Origin of the sequence: Enterococcus sulfureus ATCC 49903 (assembly GCF_000407605.1) — a bacterium.
Classification (GTDB): Bacteria; Bacillota; Bacilli; order Lactobacillales; family Enterococcaceae; genus Enterococcus_G; species Enterococcus_G sulfureus.
In genome coordinates this window covers 1-20,161 of record NZ_ASWO01000004.1, presented here as the reverse complement: position 1 = coordinate 20,161, position 20,161 = coordinate 1, and the positions used below count along the sequence as shown (strand labels likewise).

Annotated in this window: 13 protein-coding genes, 1 tRNA gene and 2 rRNA genes; 15 read left to right on the top strand and 1 reads right to left on the bottom strand. The window is 40.3% G+C overall.

From position 1 onward, the window contains the following. Positions 1 to 4: 4 nt before the first annotated feature. On the bottom strand, positions 5 to 988 hold the full coding sequence (locus tag I573_RS05535; RefSeq protein WP_016186649.1) for an L-lactate dehydrogenase: 984 nt from the start codon (positions 986 to 988) through the stop codon (positions 5 to 7). A 358-nt stretch (positions 989 to 1,346) separates the two neighbouring features. Here I573_RS05535 and pth point away from each other — a divergent pair, with 358 nt between their 5' ends. The 15 genes from pth to I573_RS11545 all read left to right on the top strand — a co-directional run. Continuing rightward, positions 1,347 to 1,919, top strand: coding sequence for an aminoacyl-tRNA hydrolase (gene pth / locus I573_RS05530; protein ID WP_016186650.1), 573 nt, complete (start codon positions 1,347 to 1,349; stop codon positions 1,917 to 1,919). 4 nt (positions 1,920 to 1,923) lie between these two features. Then, positions 1,924 to 5,457 (top strand): transcription-repair coupling factor, encoded by a 3,534-nt coding sequence (gene mfd, locus I573_RS05525; protein WP_016186651.1) that lies wholly within the window; start codon positions 1,924 to 1,926, stop codon positions 5,455 to 5,457. A gap of 12 nt (positions 5,458 to 5,469) precedes the next feature. After that, entirely contained in the window at positions 5,470 to 7,050 is a 1,581-nt protein-coding gene (locus I573_RS05520; RefSeq protein ID WP_016186652.1) for a putative polysaccharide biosynthesis protein, read from the top strand. Continuing rightward, entirely contained in the window at positions 7,047 to 7,325 is a 279-nt protein-coding gene (locus tag I573_RS05515) for an RNA-binding S4 domain-containing protein (RefSeq protein ID WP_016186653.1), read from the top strand. Before I573_RS05520 ends, I573_RS05515 begins: the two co-directional genes overlap by 4 nt. 84 nt (positions 7,326 to 7,409) lie before the next feature. Continuing rightward, a complete protein-coding gene (locus I573_RS05510; RefSeq protein ID WP_016186654.1) occupies positions 7,410 to 7,811 on the top strand; it encodes an FtsB family cell division protein in 402 nt (133 codons plus the stop codon). 65 nt (positions 7,812 to 7,876) lie between these two features. Next, positions 7,877 to 8,329 carry a S1 domain-containing RNA-binding protein gene (locus I573_RS05505; RefSeq protein WP_016186655.1) on the top strand — a complete coding sequence of 151 codons (453 nt, stop codon included), beginning with the start codon at positions 7,877 to 7,879 and terminating at the stop codon, positions 8,327 to 8,329. Between the two features lie 59 nt (positions 8,330 to 8,388). After that, positions 8,389 to 9,738, top strand: coding sequence for a tRNA lysidine(34) synthetase TilS (gene tilS, locus I573_RS05500; protein ID WP_016186656.1), 1,350 nt, complete (start codon positions 8,389 to 8,391; stop codon positions 9,736 to 9,738). A 19-nt stretch (positions 9,739 to 9,757) separates the two neighbouring features. Next, positions 9,758 to 10,300, top strand: a complete 543-nt coding sequence (hpt, locus tag I573_RS05495) for a hypoxanthine phosphoribosyltransferase (protein WP_016186657.1) — start codon at positions 9,758 to 9,760, stop codon at positions 10,298 to 10,300. Positions 10,301 to 10,374: 74 nt separating this feature from the next. Then, positions 10,375 to 12,423 carry an ATP-dependent zinc metalloprotease FtsH gene (gene ftsH / locus I573_RS05490; protein ID WP_016186658.1) on the top strand — a complete coding sequence of 683 codons (2,049 nt, stop codon included), beginning with the start codon at positions 10,375 to 10,377 and terminating at the stop codon, positions 12,421 to 12,423. Between the two features lie 119 nt (positions 12,424 to 12,542). Then, positions 12,543 to 13,433: an Hsp33 family molecular chaperone HslO gene (gene hslO, locus I573_RS05485; protein WP_016186659.1), complete on the top strand. Its 891-nt coding sequence runs from the start codon at positions 12,543 to 12,545 to the stop codon at positions 13,431 to 13,433. After that, a complete protein-coding gene (dusB, locus tag I573_RS05480; RefSeq protein ID WP_016186660.1) occupies positions 13,433 to 14,422 on the top strand; it encodes a tRNA dihydrouridine synthase DusB in 990 nt (329 codons plus the stop codon). Before hslO ends, dusB begins: the two co-directional genes overlap by 1 nt. 129 nt (positions 14,423 to 14,551) lie before the next feature. Further along, a complete protein-coding gene (gene lysS / locus I573_RS05475; protein ID WP_035020647.1) occupies positions 14,552 to 16,033 on the top strand; it encodes a lysine--tRNA ligase in 1,482 nt (493 codons plus the stop codon). Between the two features lie 626 nt (positions 16,034 to 16,659). Then, positions 16,660 to 18,215 (top strand): 16S ribosomal RNA (locus tag I573_RS05470). A 72-nt stretch (positions 18,216 to 18,287) separates the two neighbouring features. Then, positions 18,288 to 18,360: transfer RNA gene (locus tag I573_RS05465), tRNA-Ala, on the top strand. Positions 18,361 to 18,535: 175 nt separating this feature from the next. Then, positions 18,536 to 20,161, top strand: a 23S ribosomal RNA gene (locus tag I573_RS11545); the annotation flags it as partial.

Genomic DNA, 20,161 nt, shown 5'->3' with positions numbered 1-20,161 from the left:
TTAATTATTTTTTTGCATCTTCTTCTTCAAGTTTTGCAAATGCACTCGTTAAAATGTCTTTTAATTGTTTAGCAGAAGCTTCCATTTTTTCTTGTTCGCTATCGGTTAATGGAATTTCAATGATTTGTTTGATTCCTGTTGCATTGATCACAGCAGGTGTTCCAATATATACATCATCGATTCCATATTCACCATCTAAATAAACAGATAATGGCAACACTGCATTTTCATTATCTAAAATTGCGCGTGTGATACGTGCTAGAGATACGGCGATTCCATAGAAAGTGGCCCCTTTTTTCTCAATGATCGTATACGCTGCATCGCGTACGCTAAAGAACAAGTTAACCATTGCTTCTTCATCGACCTCTGGATTATTTTTGATCCATTCGTAAATTTGTAGACCAGCTACATTGGCATGTGACCAAACTGGAAATTCTGAATCTCCATGTTCACCTAAAATATAGGCATGGACGTTACGTGCATCTACGTCGATCAAATCAGCTAGTGCGTGACGGAAACGAGCTGAGTCTAAAGAAGTTCCAGATCCGATAACACGTTCTTTAGGGAAACCTGAGAATTTCCAAGTAGAATACGTTAAAATATCAACTGGATTTGCTGCAACTAAGAAGATTCCTTCAAAACCTGAATCTACGATTTGAGTTACAACTGAACGATTGATTTTTAAATTTTTATGAACTAAGTCTAGACGAGTTTCACCTGGTTTTTGTGCTGCACCTGCTGTGATCACGACTAAATCTGCATCATGAGCGTCAGCGTAGTCTGCGGCATAGATTTTTTTAGGTGAAGTAAAGGCTAAAGCATGTGATAAATCAAGAGCATCGCCTTCTGTTTTTGCTTTATCGATATCGATAATTCCAACTTCTTGTGCAATATTTTGAGTAAGTAACGCAAACGCATAACTTGATCCAACCGCGCCATCGCCTACTAAAATTACTTTTTGATGTCTTTTCGCTGTACTTTTAACCATTTATATATCATCCTTTCTAATTTCGCATCTCTTACAAGAACTATGTTAACACTTTATCAAACTTTTGTCATGTGATTCAGCAAACAATATAACAGTTTTTTTAACTGTTTTCATCTTAAAACGCTTTCTTTTAACAAATGTAAACGTAACATATGTTCTTTAAAAGTACAGTTGCTCAATATGTCACAATTTAAAATAAATCATCGTAACCAAAAATGAACACTATACAGATATTTCGCAGAAAAATATGCAATATGGTATAATTTAACTATTGTATAGTAGAAACGCACTGGTCAGCATCTGTTGGCCAGCATTTTGCGTTTGAAAATCAGATAAAGAAAGAGTTGGATGAAACATAATGAAAATGATTGTTGGCCTAGGAAATCCTGGTAAAAAATATGAGTCTACAAAACATAATGTCGGATTTATGGTACTTGATCAGTTAGCCAAAGAAAATCAAGCGACATTTAAAAAAAATACATTTGAAGCCGAAGTTGCTGAATTCTTTCATAATGGAGAAAAGGTTCTGCTTGTGAAACCTCAAACGTATATGAATGATTCTGGACGCTCTGTTGGTCCGTTAATGACGTACTTTGGAATTTATCCTGAAGAACTTGTCGTAGTGTATGACGATCTAGACCTTGTGGTTGGGAAAATCCGATTACGTCAAAAAGGAAGTGCAGGCGGTCATAACGGAATAAAAAGTTTGATCTCTCATCTGGGGACTCAAACATTTGATCGAATCAAAGTCGGGATCGGTCGACCAAAAGGAAGACAGACTGTTATCGATCATGTTTTAAGTGGATTTGATAAGGAAGATCGACCACTTATTTTGCAAGGAATCGATGCTTCGGTAGATGCTTTGACTCATTATATTGATCAAGGTGATTTCATGGCCTCTATGAATCGTTTCAATAAAAAAGGAGAATAACTCGATGGATATTCTAGATTTGCTTGGTCGTTCTGAAACGATCACTCAGTGGCAAACGCAACTTAAACAAAATACACCACGTCAGTTGATTACGGGACTTGCTGGTTCTGCTAAGCATCTGGCGATTTTAAGCGCATTTAAACAATTTGATCGTTCCGTCGTTTTAGTAACGTCAAACTTGTATTATGCCAATCAAGCTGCAGATGAATTGCGTCAATGGGAATCAAACGTATATGTATTTCCCGTTGATGAAGTGATATCGGCAGAAATGGCTTTTGCTTCACCAGAAGCGAAAGCAGAACGTGTAGCTACACTAGATGCGATTGCGACAAAGAAAAAAGGGATTTACATCTTGCCTATTGCTGCCTTAAAAAAACGATTGCCGGATCAAGAAACTTGGGATCAAGCGAAGATGACTTTTGCAGTAGGAGAAGAAATCGAGATTACTGAATTGCCTGCTCGTTTCGTTCATATGGGATATACTCGAGAACAGATGATCGAAAAGCCTGGTGATTTCAGCATCCGTGGTAGTATTGTCGATATTTATCCGCTCGATCAAGCGGATCCAATCCGAATGGAATTATTTGATGTAGAAATTGATTCGATGCGAACGTTTGATGTAGCGACACAGCGTTCTTTGGCAACCGTCGAGCGTTTTACAGTCTTACCGGTGACGGAACTTATTTTTTCAAAAGAGAATTTCCAACATGGACAAGAATTAATCGAGCAAGCATTGCATCAGCGATTAGCTGTTACAAAAGAAGAAACCGATCGCTTACTTTTAACCGATTATTTTGAACAATTGATGACAGATTGGTCAAATGGTATCGCAGGAGAACAAGCGGCTTTTTATACGGACTTTCTGTATTCTGATGCAACAACAGTAATTGATTATTTCACGGATCCTTATTTTTTGATGGTAGATGACTATGCTCGAATTATGGAAACGTCGCGTGAAATGATGCATGAAGCTGCAGAATGGCACACGCAAAAAATTGAAGAATTACGTTTATTTTCGACACAAGAGGTTTTGATTGATGATCCACAAGTCTTGCATCATATCGATGCGCCAACGACATTCTTTTCTTTATTCCAAAAAGGGATGGGGAATTTAAAATTTCAAGCGATTCATAATATCCAGTATCGACCAATGCAACAGTTTTTCGGTCAAATGGGGCTATTAAAAGCTGAAGTCGATCGTTGGAGCAAATTATCTTACACCATCGTTTTCTTAGTCGGGACGATCGAACAACAAAAAAAATTAGAGCAAGAATTTCGCGATCATGAAATCTATGCTGTGACGACGAAACCAGATCAATTAACTTTGCAACGGGCTCAAATTATTGAAGCAAGTCTGCAAAACGGGTTTGAATTGCCAAATGAACAGTTGATCGTCGTGACCGAACGTGAAATCTTCCAAAAAGTGGCAAAGAAGCGTGCGCGCCGTCAAACGATCTCTAATGCAGAACGCTTAAAAAGCTATAACGAATTAAAAACTGGTGACTATGTCGTCCACGAAAATCATGGGATCGGAAAATATATTGGGATGGAGACGCTAGAAGTAGATGGCGTCCATCAAGATTACTTAACGATTCTCTATCAAAATGATGATAAGCTGTTTATTCCGGTCACACAATTGAATTTGATCCAAAAATATGTCGCTTCTGAATCGAAATCGCCTCGCATCAATAAACTTGGAGGAAGTGAATGGACAAAGACCAAACGCAAAGTTTCTCAACGTATTGAAGATATCGCGGACGATTTGATCCAACTGTATGCCAAACGAGAAGCAGAAAAAGGCTTTGCTTTTGGTCCTGATGATGGCTATCAAAAAGAATTTGAAGATGCGTTTCCTTACTCTGAAACTCAAGATCAATTAAGAAGTACGATTGAAATAAAAAAAGATATGGAAAAAGAAAAACCAATGGATCGTTTATTAGTGGGAGACGTTGGATTTGGAAAGACAGAGGTCGCTTTGCGCGCAGCATTTAAAGCGATCCGGGAAAGTAAACAAGTCGCGATCTTAGTTCCGACTACGATTTTAGCGCAACAACATTATGAAACGATGGTCGATCGTTTTCAAGGATTTCCGGTAAATATTGGTGTTTTGAGTCGCTTTCAAACAAAAGCACAACAAAATGCGACATTAGAAGAATTACGAAAAGGACAATTAGATATCGTTGTAGGTACGCATCGATTGTTATCAAAAGATGTTGTGTTTGCTGATCTAGGTCTACTAGTCATCGATGAGGAACAACGATTTGGTGTAAAACACAAAGAACGTTTGAAACAATTGCGTTCACAAGTTGATGTATTGACACTAACTGCGACACCGATTCCCCGAACGCTACATATGTCCATGTTAGGGGTGCGTGATCTGTCCGTGATTGAGACGCCACCTGAAAATCGTTATCCTATTCAAACTTATGTGATGGAAAGCAACCCAGGAGCAATCAGAGAAGCGATCTTACGCGAAATGGCTCGTGGTGGACAAGTATTTTATTTATACAACCGCGTAGATACAATCGAACAAAAAGTTGAAGAGCTACAAGCTTTAGTCCCAGATGCACGAATTGGATACGCACATGGTCAAATGACCGAAATTCAGCTGGAGAATACACTTTTTGATTTTATTGAAGGGGAATTTGATGTTTTAGTGACCACGACGATTATTGAAACGGGTGTCGATATTCCAAATGCCAATACATTATTTGTGGAAAATGCTGACTTTATGGGACTTTCAACACTTTATCAATTACGTGGACGAGTGGGACGAAGCAGTCGGGTGGCATATGCGTACTTTATGTATGCACCACAAAAAATTTTAACTGAAGTCAGTGAGAAACGATTACAAGCGATCAAAGATTTTACGGAACTAGGATCAGGATTTAAAATCGCAATGCGTGATTTATCGATTCGTGGTGCAGGAAACCTTTTGGGTGCTCAGCAACATGGCTTTATCGATTCTGTCGGTTTCGATTTATATGCACAAATGCTTGCTGAAGCAGTTGAACGTAAACAAGGAAAGAATACCCAGTTGCAAAAAACGAGTACGGAAATCGATTTAGGATTAGATGCTTACTTGCCAGGAACCTATATAGAAGATGAACGTCAAAAAATTGAAATCTATAAACGTATCCGTGAACTAGAAAGTATGGAAGCCTTAGACGAGTTGCAAGATGATTTGCTGGATCGTTTTGGAGACTATCCGGATGAAGTGGCGCATTTATTGATGATTGGCGAGATCAAAATGAATGCAGATCGAGCTTTGTTTGAGAGTATCCGTAAAAAAGAACAGCAATTGTTATTTACATTAAGTAAAGTTGGAACCAAACTGTACTCCGTTGAACAACTGTTTGAAGGGTTGGCTAAAACAAAATTAAAAGCGACACTAGGGATCGAGCAAGACAAAATGGTGATTCGCTTAACTATTCCAAAAGAAATGAAATCGATGGTATGGCTACAAGAAGTAGAAAATTTTGTTCGTGCTTTGCGTGAAATCAGATACCAACAACAGTTAGTAGCTAGCGCAGACTAAGGAGGCTTTTTTATGGCAAAATCGCAATTGCATCATTTGATGCGTGGCGCCCTTGTTTTGACGATTGCTTCCTTTGTCGCAAAACTTTTGAGTGCAATCTATCGAGTACCTTTTCAAAATTTAGTTGGTGACCAAGGATTCTATGTCTATCAGCAAGTCTATCCTTTATATGGGATCGCTATTACGCTAGCGTTGACTAGTTTTCCGCAATTTTTATCCCGCGTGACGGTAGGCCAAAATCCATTAGAAAAACGTGAGACGTTAAAAGCGTATTTTCCGATGATTGCAACGCTATCTTTAGGGCTTTGGTTTTTTCTTTTTACCTTTAGTGGTATCGTTGCGTTTGCGATGGGGAATCGTGAATTAGCCCCCTTGATCAGAGTGGTGTCCTTTACGTTTTTGCTGATTCCGTCACTTGCGATTCGTCGAGGAGAATTTCAAGGGTCAATGCACATGATCCCGACTGCAGTTTCTCAAGTAGTAGAACAAATCGTACGTGTGATTGTCATTTTATTAGCTGCCTATAGTTTTAAGGTATTTGATAAAACTGTTTATCAAGTCGGAACGTATGCATTAAGTGGATCACTAGTAGGAGGTATTGCAGCATTTTTTGTTCTTCGTTATTATGCTTACCAGATTCATGGTGGACATACACGACTCACCCAGCTGCTTGGTCCTTATCCGGAGAAAAGAATTCGTTACCGTTTTTATAAAGAAGCAGGGATGTTAACGATCTATGGTAGCTTATTGATTATTTTTCAATTGATCGATTCTTTTTTTGTAGTGAATGGATTAGTCGCATCAGGTATGCCATTGCATGAAGCGCAAGTCACGAAAGGGATTTTTGATCGTGGTCAGCCGCTTGTTCAGCTAGGACTTGTTGTTGCGACCGCACTGAGCGCAAGTTTTTTACCAGCATTAACCAATTATTTAACTGCAAATCGCGAAGCTCAATTTCGTTTCTCAGCAAAAATGTATTTGCGCTTAACGGTCAGTGTAGCTTTTGCTGCTTCGCTAGGATTAGCTAGTCTGATGCCTTTTATTAACTATACGCTCTTTAAAGATTTTAAAGGAACGAATACATTGTTGATTTTTGTCTTTTCCATCGTATTGATGGCAACGGTCCAAGCGTATCAAAGCATCGCTCAAAGTCAAAATCGCTTGCGCTTATCCCTTCGAGCTGCTTCATGGGGATGCGCGATAAAATTATTTTTGACTGGGATTTTGACCTATCGTTTTGGGACAGTTGGGACTAGTTTTGCTACATTAAGTGGACTCTTCGTTGTTTTTTTAGTTTTTTTACGCTATGATGACCGGAAATTGTATCTGTTTTTTAAAGAGCGATCTTTTTTTATTCGGTTAGGAATTGCCCTATTTGGTATGGCAGTAAGTTTGCTTATTTATGATCTTGCTTGGTATTATGGAATTCAAGAATGGCATCGTTCAACGACTCTGTGGATCAGCTTATTAGGAGTCGTACTTGGTGCGAGTGTCTTTTTATTTTTAACGATTAAATGCCAAGTGTTTACAGTGCGCGAGTGGTTGTATTTACCTAAAGGCGCAAAAATTTTACGTTTAGGAGTGAAGAAATGAGAATTGATAAATTTTTAAAAGTGTCGCGTTTGATTAAACGCCGTTCAGTTGCAAAAGAGGTAGCGGATAAAGGCCGAATTAAAATCAATGGTAAGTTAGCGAAATCAGGAAGTAGTGTAAAAGTTGGCGATATCTTGAGAATTCAATTTGGTAATCGAATCGTAGAAGTCAAAGTAGAAGTCTTACAAGAGTCTACAAAAAAAGAAGATGCTGCACAAATGTATACTCTATTATCTGAAGAAAGAGTCTCAGAAACAAGTACAAAAGAGTCTTAAACTTCTCTTCAATATTGTTAGACAAGTCTTGTGGATGTTGGTATAATAAGTATCACAATCATACAAGACTGGAGCGAGCGATTTTTGAAAAAACAGAAAAAAAGCAATGTTGCCTACTTGCCAACTGATTTTGCAAAAGAACAATATGCGAATTATGCGAAACAACAACGCCAAGTGATTTATCGTCGTCGCCGTCTATTTGTGATTTTTGCGGTTGCCGCAGTTGTGGCGATTTTGTTTGGTATTAGTTTATTACGTGATTTCTCACGGTTGCATCAATTAGAAACATATCAAGATAAAACAATTGTGCAAAAAGCTGAAACCGATCAGCAAATCACATCATTGAAAAAAGATGTCGCACTCTTAGAAGACGATGATTATGTTGCAAAACTTGCACGTAGCCGCTATTTTTATTCTAAAGAAGGCGAAATTAATTTTAGATTGCCAGATTCAGTCACGCAATCGCAAGAAGAAACTACAAAATAAGTGAATGTCTATCGCAAGATAGTCCATTATAAAAGGGTAATTAAATTAGGAGGAACATATTTTTTATGTCAATCGAAGTTGGAGCAAAAGTACCAGGAAAAGTATCAGGAATTACAAATTTTGGTGCCTTTATTGATCTTGGAGCGGGAAAAACTGGCTTGGTCCACATCAGTGAAGTGTCAAATGGTTTCGTGAAGGATATCAATGAAGTATTAAAAGTTGGCGATGAAGTAACAGTTCTAGTTACAAACATCGGTACGGATGGAAAAATAGGCTTATCGATTCGTAAAGCTGAAGATAAACCACGTGAAGAAAAACGTGAATATCCTAAAAAAGAGTTTAATAGAGGACCTAAAAAACCTTTTACACGTAATCAACCTTCACAAGCACCAGCAAATACAAAACAAGACTTCGATTCATTAATGTCCTCGTTTTTAAAGGATAGCGATGATCGTCTATCTTCATTAAAACGAAATACTGAAGGAAAACGCGGAGGCCGTGGAGGTCGTCGTAACTAAGTAAATTTATAAAGGTTGAGCCGTATCGGCTCAACCTTTTTTTATCAATAGGAGGAAAAATGATTCGGGAAAAGCTACTACTTCATCTTCGTAAACAAGCTTTATGGGAGCGCGATCAAGCTATTCTTTTAGCAGTTTCCGGTGGAGTTGATTCAATGGTACTGTTTGATTTATTGATAAAATCGCCTGATCTATACCAGCACTTGGCTGTAGCCTATGTCGATCATCAATTGCGCGATCAAACCAAAGCAGAAAAAGAGTTGGTACAAAAAATTTGTGCGCAACATCAGATTCCTTTTTTTTCTACAACATGGACACCTACAAATCATAATGTCGAAGCAAATGCTCGAACGTTTCGTTATACTTTTTTTGAGAGTATCTTACAAACGAAAGAATACGATGTTTTGTTAACGGCGCATCATTTAAATGATCAGGCAGAAACGCTGATTATGAAATTGATTCGTGAAGGTCAGTTGTTTGCATTAAAGTCTTTAGTCGCAAAACAATCTTTTAGTCAAACTAAATATTTAATTCGGCCGCTTTTAACGGTCAAAAAAGTAGAACTTTATCAGTACGCTACTGAAAACCAGATTGAATTTTATGAAGATGAAAGCAATCAGGGCGATGCGTATACTCGAAATCGAATTCGTAAGTATATTATTCCGCAATTGACTAAGGAAAATCAGCGCGCACTGGAACATATCCATCAAGTTAGCGAACAAACTGCATATGCCCAACAACTTATAGAAGAAGAGTATGCAGAGTGGTCTAAAAAAATAATCGTTAAAAACAAAAGCTATTGGTGTATCGATCTCACGCAACTTCATGCATTATCAAAAGCAAAACAATATTATTTTTGGGAATATTTGCGACTAGAAAGTTTTGTGCAGATCAGCCAAAAGCAAGTGGAACAAGTACGCCGATTACTTGGAAAAAACACAAGCCAGTGGCAACTGGATCTCGCCAACCAAATAAAAATAAAACGGCGATATGATAAATTATGGATTATTATAGAAGAAACGCGTTCAAAAATAGAGCATGAGCCGTTCCAATTATGCTTAAATCAGACCTATCGATTATCTGAATATGAACAAATTGGAATCTTTGCTTCAACGCAATTACCAGATTGGCAAGCGGATTACCAAGTACACTTAGCCCCGCAAGAGGAGTTTTGGTTACGAAAAAAACAACCTGGAGATCGCATTTGGCTCACGAACAAACTGTATAAAAAGATCTCACGTTTCTTAATCGATCGCAAAATCCCTCTTGAAGCACGTGAAAATGGCTGGGTTTTAGAAAATAAAGATAAGAATCTTTTAGCATTCTTACCTTTTGTCTGTTCCTATTTGAGTATTGGTAAAGAAACTGATAAAATACACTACGTACTTCTTTATAAATACAAGAAGTAACGGTTGAAAGGAGACTTATATGCTAGAAAAAGATATTGAAAAAATTTTAGTAACAAAAGAGCAGATTCGTACACGCTGTGAAGAGCTTGGCAAAGAATTAACAGCAGAATACCAAGATAAAAACCCATTAGTTGTTGGGGTATTAAAAGGTGCAGTACCATTTATGGCAGATATCGTACGTGAAATGGATTGCTATTTAGAAATCGATTTTATGGATGTCTCAAGCTACGGGAACGCATTAGTGTCTTCTGGGGAAGTAAAAATCGTTAAAGATCTTGATACAAATGTAGAAGGTCGCGATATGTTGATCGTAGAAGATATTATTGATAGTGGACGCACTTTAGCGTACCTAGTCGACTTATTTAAATATCGCAAAGCAAAATCTGTCAAAATTGTTACCTTGTTAGATAAACCAGAAGGTCGCGTTGTCGATATTGAAGCAGATTACATTGGATTCGATGTTCCAAACGAATTTGTTGTCGGATATGGTTTAGATTACATCGAACAATACCGTAACTTGCCGTATGTAGGCGTATTAAAACCGAGCGTTTATCAATCTTAATAGTGATTATTTTACAACAACTATGATACAATAAAATTGGTCAATATAAGACAAAACAGGCAAGGAGGGGCCGCATGAACAAAAAAGGAAACGGTACGGTCAAAACGACCTTATATTATGTACTCGTCTTATTGGCGATGGTCATGGTTGTCTATTATTTCTTTGGCAACGGTGGCAGCAAATCACCTGAAATCGAGTATTCCACATTTACAAAACAGTTAAAAGACGGTGACGTTGAATCATTTACCGTTCAGCCTTCAAACGGTGTTTATCGCATTACGGGTAAATACAAGAGTGAACAAACGATTAGCAATGACAGTGGATTGAGTGTGTTTGGGTCAACTTCTTCTAAATCGACATCATTTTCAACAATTATTTTGCCGAATGATTCGACTTTAAGTGAAATTACGACACTTGCAAGTGACAATTCAGTGAAAACGCAAATCGAACAAGAATCAAATAGCGGAATCTGGTTATCATTATTAGTCAGCTTCTTGCCACTTGTGATCATCATTTTCTTCTTCTACATGATGATGGGGCAACAAGGAGGCGGCGGTGGCGGTGGCGGCCGTGTCATGAACTTTGGAAAATCAAAAGCCAAAGAAGCAGATAAAAAAGCTAACCGAGTTCGTTTTTCTGACGTTGCTGGTGCAGAAGAAGAAAAACAAGAACTTGTTGAAGTAGTGGAATTTTTAAAAGATCCACGACGTTTCTCAGCATTAGGTGCACGTATTCCAGCAGGGGTGTTATTAGAGGGTCCTCCGGGAACTGGTAAAACATTGCTTGCTAAAGCAGTTGCAGGTGAGGCTGGCGTACCATTTTACTCAATTTCAGGTTCTGATTTTGTGGAAATGTTTGTCGGTGTCGGTGCAAGCCGTGTACGTGATTTATTTGAAACAGCGAAGAAAAATGCTCCAGCAATCATCTTTATCGATGAAATCGATGCTGTAGGTCGTCAACGTGGCGCTGGTATGGGTGGTGGACACGATGAACGTGAACAAACCTTGAACCAATTGCTTGTTGAAATGGATGGATTTGGTGGTAATGAAGGTGTAATCGTTATTGCGGCAACTAACCGTTCTGATGTATTAGATCCTGCGTTACTTCGTCCAGGTCGTTTTGACCGTCAAATCTTAGTAGGTCGTCCGGATGTTAAAGGTCGTGAAGCGATTTTACGTGTTCATGCGAAGAATAAACCTCTAGCAAACGATGTAGACTTAAAAGTCGTGGCACAACAAACACCAGGTTTTGCTGGTGCAGAATTAGAAAACGTCTTGAATGAAGCAGCCTTAGTTGCTGCTCGTCGTAATAAAAAACAAATCGATGCTTCAGATATCGATGAAGCAGAAGATCGCGTGATCGCAGGACCTGCTAAGAAAGATCGTGTCATCAGTAAACGTGAACGTGAAATGGTTGCTTACCATGAAGCAGGGCATACGATTGTTGGTTTAGTCTTAAGCCGTGCTCGTGTCGTGCATAAAGTAACGATCATTCCTCGTGGACGCGCTGGCGGGTACATGATCGCTTTGCCTAAAGAGGATCAAATGTTGATGACTAAAGAAGACATGTTCGAACAAATCGTCGGTCTTTTAGGTGGTCGTACAGCGGAAGAATTGATCTTCAATGTGCAATCAACTGGAGCATCCAATGACTTTGAACAAGCAACAGCTCTTGCAAGAAGCATGGTAACTGAATATGGAATGAGTGATAAATTAGGACCTGTTCAATATGAAGGAAACCATCAAGTCTTTGTTGGTCGTGATTACGGTCAAACCAAAGCGTATTCTGAACAAGTAGCCTATGAGATCGATACAGAAGTACGTAAGATCTTAGTTGATGCACACAATAAAGCACGTGAAATCATTCAAACGTATCATGAGAAACATAAATTGATTGCAGAAAAACTTTTAGAGTTTGAAACGCTAGATGCAAAAGCAATCAAATCCTTGTTTGAAGAAGGACGTATGCCTTCTGATCATGAGCATAGCGAATTTCCAAGTGAAAAAGCACAAACGTATGAAGAAGCAAAACGTGCATTAGAAGAAAAAGACGCTCAAAAACAAGCAGAACAAAAACCTTTAGATGAAGACATTACGCCTTTAGATGAAGATGACCATCTATAATAGGTAGATAAACGAAGGATGCTACTTGTAGCTCCTTCGTTTTCTTGTTTTAAACGGTAAAGTTGAAAAAAAGTGAAGATTTGAGTATGATTCAGTCATAAGCAAAAGGAGAGAAAAAAATGACCAAAGATTATTTAGTAAAAGCATTAGCATATGGTGGATTTGTCCGCGCTTATGCTGTAAGTGCAACTGAAACGGTCGCTGAAGCACAGCGCCGTCATGATACATGGAACACAGCGTCCGCTGCATTAGGTAGAACGATCGTAGGTGGATTGTTATTAGGCAGCACGCTAAAAGGCGACGATACGATTACAGTAAAAGTTCAAGGAAATGGTCCTGCTGGATTGATTATGGTCGACAGTAATGGTCGTGGTGAAGTGAAAGGATATATTCAAAATCCTAACGTCAGTTTACCGTTAAACGAAAAAGGAAAAATCGATGTTCGTGGTGCAGTGGGAACAGAAGGTGTATTTACGGTCATTAAAGATTTAGGTCTAAAAGAACCTTTTTCTGGTCAAACGCCAATCGTTTCTGGTGAATTAGGTGAAGACTTCACGTATTACCTAGCTGTATCTGAACAAGTTCCTTCAGCAGTCGGGCTAAGTGTGTTAGTGGATACAGATGATTCGATTCGTTCTGCTGGTGGATTTATGCTGCAAATTATGCCAGGAGCTTCTGAAGAAGTTATCGATAAGATCGAAGCTCGTTTAGCGAACTTACCACTTGTTTCAAGCCTTTTAGATCAAGGGAAAACACCAGAAGATATCCTGGATACAATTTTTGATGGTGAATCACTCATGATCTTAGATACAATGCCTGTAGAGTTTAAATGTGATTGCTCAAAAGAAAAATTTGGTAACGCCATTTTAACTTTGGGTACAAAAGAAATCCAAGACATGATCGATGAAGACCACGGAGCAGAAGCTGTCTGTTCATTCTGTAATAATAAATACTATTTTGATGAAGCTGATCTTGAAGAAATTAAAGCTGAAATCACTGGAGGTAACTAATGGACCACTCCTGGAAAATCGGTAACGTTGAAATTCCTAATCGTGTGGTCGTAGCGCCGATGGCTGGAATTAGTAATGCCGCTTTTCGAGTAACCGTAAAAGAAGCTGGTGCCGGGATGGTCGTGTGTGAGATGATCAGCGACAAAGGAATCAACTTACGGAACAAAAAGACATTGAGTATGTTGCATATTGAAGAAACAGAGCATCCGCTTAGCTTGCAGATTTTTGGAGGCGACAAAGATAATCTAGTAGAAGCAGCTCGTTTTGTAGAAGCCAATACGACTGCTGATATTATTGATATCAACATGGGATGTCCAGTAAATAAAATCATCAAAGCAGAAGCAGGGGCTAGATGGCTACTAGATCCTGATAAAGTATACGAAATGGTTCATGCCGTTTCATCAGCTGTTTCGATTCCAGTTACTGTGAAAATGCGTACGGGTTGGGATGAGGAACATTTATTTGCAGTCCAAAATGCTCAAGCCGCTCAAGCCGCGGGTGCTTCAGCGATCGCCATGCATGGGCGAACACGAGTACAGATGTATGAAGGACAAGCCAATTGGGATATTTTAAAAGAAGTAAAACAAGCAATCGATATTCCATTTATGGGAAATGGCGATGTGCGAACACCAGAAGATGCTAAACGTATGCTTGAAGAAGTCGGATGCGATGCAGTGATGATCGGTCGTGCTGCTTTAGGTAATCCATGGATGATTCGTCGAACAAAAGAATATTTGGAAACAGGTATTTTAATCGATGAACCGTCACCGCGCGAAAAAATCGATATTGCAAAATTACATTTTGAACGTTTGGTTGCCCTAAAAGGTGAAAAATTGGCTTCATTAGAATTTCGTCAACATGCTGCCTATTATTTAAAAGGTGTACCACGTGCAGCAAAAATAAAAGCGGCGATCAATAAATCAGAAGATCGTCAAACAACATTAGATTTGCTCGACTCATTTTTGGAAAAGGTTGAAGCAAACGCCTAACGAATATGAAAGAACAAGTCGAAGTGCCATCTTCGACTTGCTTTTTTTTCAGAAACTTGTCATTATTAGGAAAGAAGTACAAGTGAGAATGGAGGAACACTCGTGGCAGAGGAAAAAGTAGAAGCACAAGTGGAAACGCAAGAAGAACTAAACGATCAAATGGTCGTTCGTCGTCAAAAAATGGAACAATTACGTGAAGAAGGAATCGACCCATTTGGTCAACGTTTTGAACGTACTCATCAATCAGCTGAATTACATGAGGTCTTTGATCCGAGAACAAAAGAAGAACTAGCAGAAATGGGCTTAACCGCAAGTATCGCTGGTCGTATCGTAACAAAACGTGGAAAAGGAAAAGCAGGTTTTGCGCATTTACAAGATCGCGAAGGTCGTATCCAAATTTATGTACGTCAAGACCAAGTAGGTGAAGCTGAATATGAAGTGTTCAAACATGCTGATCTAGGTGATTTCTTTGGTGTGACTGGTGAAATCATGAAAACGAACACTGGCGAAGTGACGATTAAAGCAAAAGAAATTACAATCTTATCAAAAGCATTACGTCCTTTACCGGATAAATACCATGGATTGACTAACGTCGAACAACGTTATCGCCAACGTTATTTAGATTTAATTAGTAACCAAGAAAGTTTTGACCGTTTTACAAAACGTAGTCAAATTATCAGCGAAATCCGTCGCTATTTAGATGGTTTAGGATATATCGAAGTAGAAACACCTGTACTTCATAACCAAGCTGGTGGTGCTGCAGCTCGTCCATTCATTACTCATCACAATGCTTTAGATATGGACTTGTATTTGCGTATAGCGCTAGAACTACATTTAAAACGTTTGATTGTTGGTGGTATGGAAAAAGTATACGAAATTAGTCGTGTGTTCCGTAATGAAGGAATCGATACTACCCATAATCCTGAATTTACGATGATGGAGTGTTATACAGCGTACACAGATTATAAAGATATTATGGATCTAACAGAAGGAATCATTCGCAATGCTGCTGAAAAAACATTAGGTACAACACAAATTACCTATGATGGACAAGCTGTTGATCTAGGATCTGAATTCCGTCGTTTACATATGGTAGACGGTGTAAAAGAACAAACAGGTGTAGACTTCTGGAAAGAAATGTCTATTGAAGAAGCACGTGCTTTAGCTAAAGAGCACAATGTTGAAATCACAGATAGCATGACAGTCGGACACATTTTGAATGAGTTCTTTGAAACATTTGTGGAAGAAACACTGCAACAACCTACTTTTGTCTATGGACATCCAGTGGAAGTATCACCTTTAGCGAAGAAAAATCCTGAAGATCCTCGTTTTACAGATCGTTTTGAATTATTTATCGTAGGACGTGAATTTGCAAATGCCTTTACAGAGTTAAATGATCCAATCGATCAACGCGAACGTTTTGAAGCACAAGAAAAAGAACGTGCTGCTGGAAATGATGAAGCGCATGGAGTCGATGAAGATTTCTTAGAAGCGTTAGAATATGGTATGCCGCCAACTGGTGGATTAGGAATCGGGATTGACCGTTTAGTGATGTTGCTAACGGATGCACAGTCAATTCGTGATGTATTATTATTCCCTACAATGCGTTAGAAAAAAAGCCCTCATAATTTGAGGGCTTTTTTTATACGAATAAAGAGATGGTTTGATAAGAAAAAAATAGAATTATCACTTTAAAAAACGAACGAAATCTTCTTGATGATATAGATCAAACGCTTTTTGAAAAAACTTGAAAAAGAAGCATAAAAATGTTTGACCTAGAGAAACTTAATTGGTATATTATTACTTGTCTCAAAGAGAGACACTTAAAATATTTAGTGAAAAAAAGCTAAAAAAAAGTGTTGACGTGAGAGCAAGCAAATGATATTATAACTGAGTCGTTAAAATACAACTTGAATTAAACGTTGATGTAACAATCAATTAAATAAAAAAAGTTGTTGACAAATAACAAATAACTTGTTATGATAATCAAGTCGTTAAAGACAAACTGAATTTTGTTTGAAAAAAACTTTTAAAAAAAGCATTGACATAGATTGTATGGTGTGTTATGATTTAAAAGTTGCTACAGCGACAGGATAGACCTTTGAAAACTGAACAAAGCAAGCAAACGAACCAATAGTGTAAGGTGTTTCTATTTAATAGAAGCAAAACAAAACAGCAAGCAATTATTGCTAGCAAAGTCAATTTAGAGCTTAACGATCGTAGATCGTTTCAAATTTTTTTATGAGAGTTTGATCCTGGCTCAGGACGAACGCTGGCGGCGTGCCTAATACATGCAAGTCGAACGCTTCTTACTATCGAACTTCGGTTCACCAAGTAAGAGGAGTGGCGAACGGGTGAGTAACACGTGGGTAACCTGCCCATCAGAGGGGGATAACACTTGGAAACAGGTGCTAATACCGCATAATTCAGTTTACCGCATGGTAGAGTGATGAAAGGCGCTTTTGCGTCACTGATGGATGGACCCGCGGTGCATTAGCTAGTTGGTAGGGTAATGGCCTACCAAGGCAACGATGCATAGCCGACCTGAGAGGGTGATCGGCCACACTGGGACTGAGACACGGCCCAGACTCCTACGGGAGGCAGCAGTAGGGAATCTTCGGCAATGGACGAAAGTCTGACCGAGCAACGCCGCGTGAGTGAAGAAGGTTTTCGGATCGTAAAACTCTGTTGTTAGAGAAGAACAAGGATGAGAGTAAAATGTTCATCCCTTGACGGTATCTAACCAGAAAGCCACGGCTAACTACGTGCCAGCAGCCGCGGTAATACGTAGGTGGCAAGCGTTGTCCGGATTTATTGGGCGTAAAGCGAGCGCAGGCGGTTCTTTAAGTCTGATGTGAAAGCCCCCGGCTCAACCGGGGAGGGTCATTGGAAACTGGAGAACTTGAGTGCAGAAGAGGAGAGTGGAATTCCATGTGTAGCGGTGAAATGCGTAGATATATGGAGGAACACCAGTGGCGAAGGCGACTCTCTGGTCTGTAACTGACGCTGAGGCTCGAAAGCGTGGGGAGCAAACAGGATTAGATACCCTGGTAGTCCACGCCGTAAACGATGAGTGCTAAGTGTTGGAGGGTTTCCGCCCTTCAGTGCTGCAGCTAACGCATTAAGCACTCCGCCTGGGGAGTACGACCGCAAGGTTGAAACTCAAAGGAATTGACGGGGGCCCGCACAAGCGGTGGAGCATGTGGTTTAATTCGAAGCAACGCGAAGAACCTTACCAGGTCTTGACATCCTTTGACCACTCTAGAGATAGAGCTTTCCCTTCGGGGACAAAGTGACAGGTGGTGCATGGTTGTCGTCAGCTCGTGTCGTGAGATGTTGGGTTAAGTCCCGCAACGAGCGCAACCCTTATTGTTAGTTGCCATCATTTAGTTGGGCACTCTAGCGAGACTGCCGGTGACAAACCGGAGGAAGGTGGGGATGACGTCAAATCATCATGCCCCTTATGACCTGGGCTACACACGTGCTACAATGGGAAATACAACGAGTTGCGAAGTCGCGAGGCTAAGCTAATCTCTTAAAGTTTCTCTCAGTTCGGATTGTAGGCTGCAACTCGCCTACATGAAGCCGGAATCGCTAGTAATCGCGGATCAGCACGCCGCGGTGAATACGTTCCCGGGCCTTGTACACACCGCCCGTCACACCACGAGAGTTTGTAACACCCGAAGTCGGTGAGGTAACCTTTTGGAGCCAGCCGCCTAAGGTGGGATAGATGATTGGGGTGAAGTCGTAACAAGGTAGCCGTATCGGAAGGTGCGGCTGGATCACCTCCTTTCTAAGGAATATTACGGAATACACACGTTCGTTTCCACTTTGTTCAGTTTTGAGAGGTCTACTCTTAATACTCGGGGCCTTAGCTCAGCTGGGAGAGCGCCTGCTTTGCACGCAGGAGGTCAGCGGTTCGATCCCGCTAGGCTCCATAACGACTTTAGTCGTTAAGTTGTTCATTGAAAACTGGATATTGAAGTAAAGAAATCAAAACAAACCGAGAACACCGCGTTGAATGAGTTTTTTAATACGTTCAATTGCTTATTTTTCTTAATCATCTTCTATCGCTAGAAGACAATGATTAAAACCCAACCGTAAGGTTGATAAGGTTAAGTGAATAAGGGCGCACGGTGGATGCCTTGGCACTAGGAGCCGATGAAGGACGGGACTAACACCGATATGCTTTGGGGAGCTGTAAGTAAGCTATGATCCAGAGATTTCCGAATGGGGGAACCCAGCATCTTTTATAGGATGTTACTTTTCAGTGAATACATAGCTGATTAGAGGTAGACGCAGAGAACTGAAACATCTAAGTACCTGCAGGAAGAGAAAGAAAATTCGATTCCCTGAGTAGCGGCGAGCGAAACGGGAAAAGCCCAAACCAAGATGCTTGCATCTTGGGGTTGTAGGACTCCAATATGGTAGTACGATCAGATAGTCGAATGACTTGGAAAAGTCAGTCAAAGAGGGTAAAAACCCCGTAGACGAAATTTGGTATGCACCTAGGAGGATCCTGAGTACGGCGGAACACGAGAAATTCCGTCGGAATCCGGGAGGACCATCTCCCAAGGCTAAATACTCCCTAGTGACCGATAGTGAACCAGTACCGTGAGGGAAAGGTGAAAAGCACCCCGGAAGGGGAGTGAAATAGATCCTGAAACCGTGTGCCTACAACAAGTCAAAGCCCGTTAATGGGTGATGGCGTGCCTTTTGTAGAATGAACCGGCGAGTTACGATTGCATGCGAGGTTAAGCTGAAGAGGCGGAGCCGTAGCGAAAGCGAGTCTGAATAGGGCGTTTTAGTATGTAGTCGTAGACCCGAAACCATGTGATCTACCCATGTCCAGGTTGAAGGTGCGGTAAAACGCACTGGAGGACCGAACCCACGTACGTTGAAAAGTGCGGGGATGAGGTGTGGGTAGCGGAGAAATTCCAATCGAACTTGGAGATAGCTGGTTCTCTCCGAAATAGCTTTAGGGCTAGCCTCGGATTTAAGAATGATGGAGGTAGAGCACTGTTTGGACTAGGGGCCCATCTCGGGTTACCGAATTCAGATAAACTCCGAATGCCATTCATTTATATCCGGGAGTCAGACTGTGAGTGATAAGATCCATAGTCGAAAGGGAAACAGCCCAGACCACCAGCTAAGGTCCCAAAATATATGTTAAGTGGAAAAGGATGTGGGGTTGCACAGACAACTAGGATGTTGGCTCAGAAGCAGCCACCATTTAAAGAGTGCGTAATAGCTCACTAGTCGAGTGACCCTGCGCCGAAAATGTACCGGGGCTAAACATATTACCGAAGCTGTGGAGTGTACCTTTGGTACACTGGTAGGAGAGCGTTCTAAGGGCGTTGAAGGTAGACCGTGAGGACTGCTGGAGCGCTTAGAAGTGAGAATGCCGGTATGAGTAGCGAAAGACAGGTGAGAATCCTGTCCACCGAATGACTAAGGTTTCCTGGGGAAGGCTCGTCCGCCCAGGGTTAGTCGGGACCTAAGCCGAGGCCGACAGGCGTAGGCGATGGACAACAGGTTGATATTCCTGTACTCGTTGTTTTTGTTTGAGCAATGGAGGGACGCAGGAGGCTAAGGAATGCAGACGATCGGAAATGTCTGTCCAAGCAACAAGTCTTAGTGAGAGTCAAATGCTTTCACTTTCAAGGACAAGTTGTGATGGGGAGGGAAATAATAGTACCGAAGTTCCTGATGTCACACTGCCAAGAAAAGCTTCTAGTA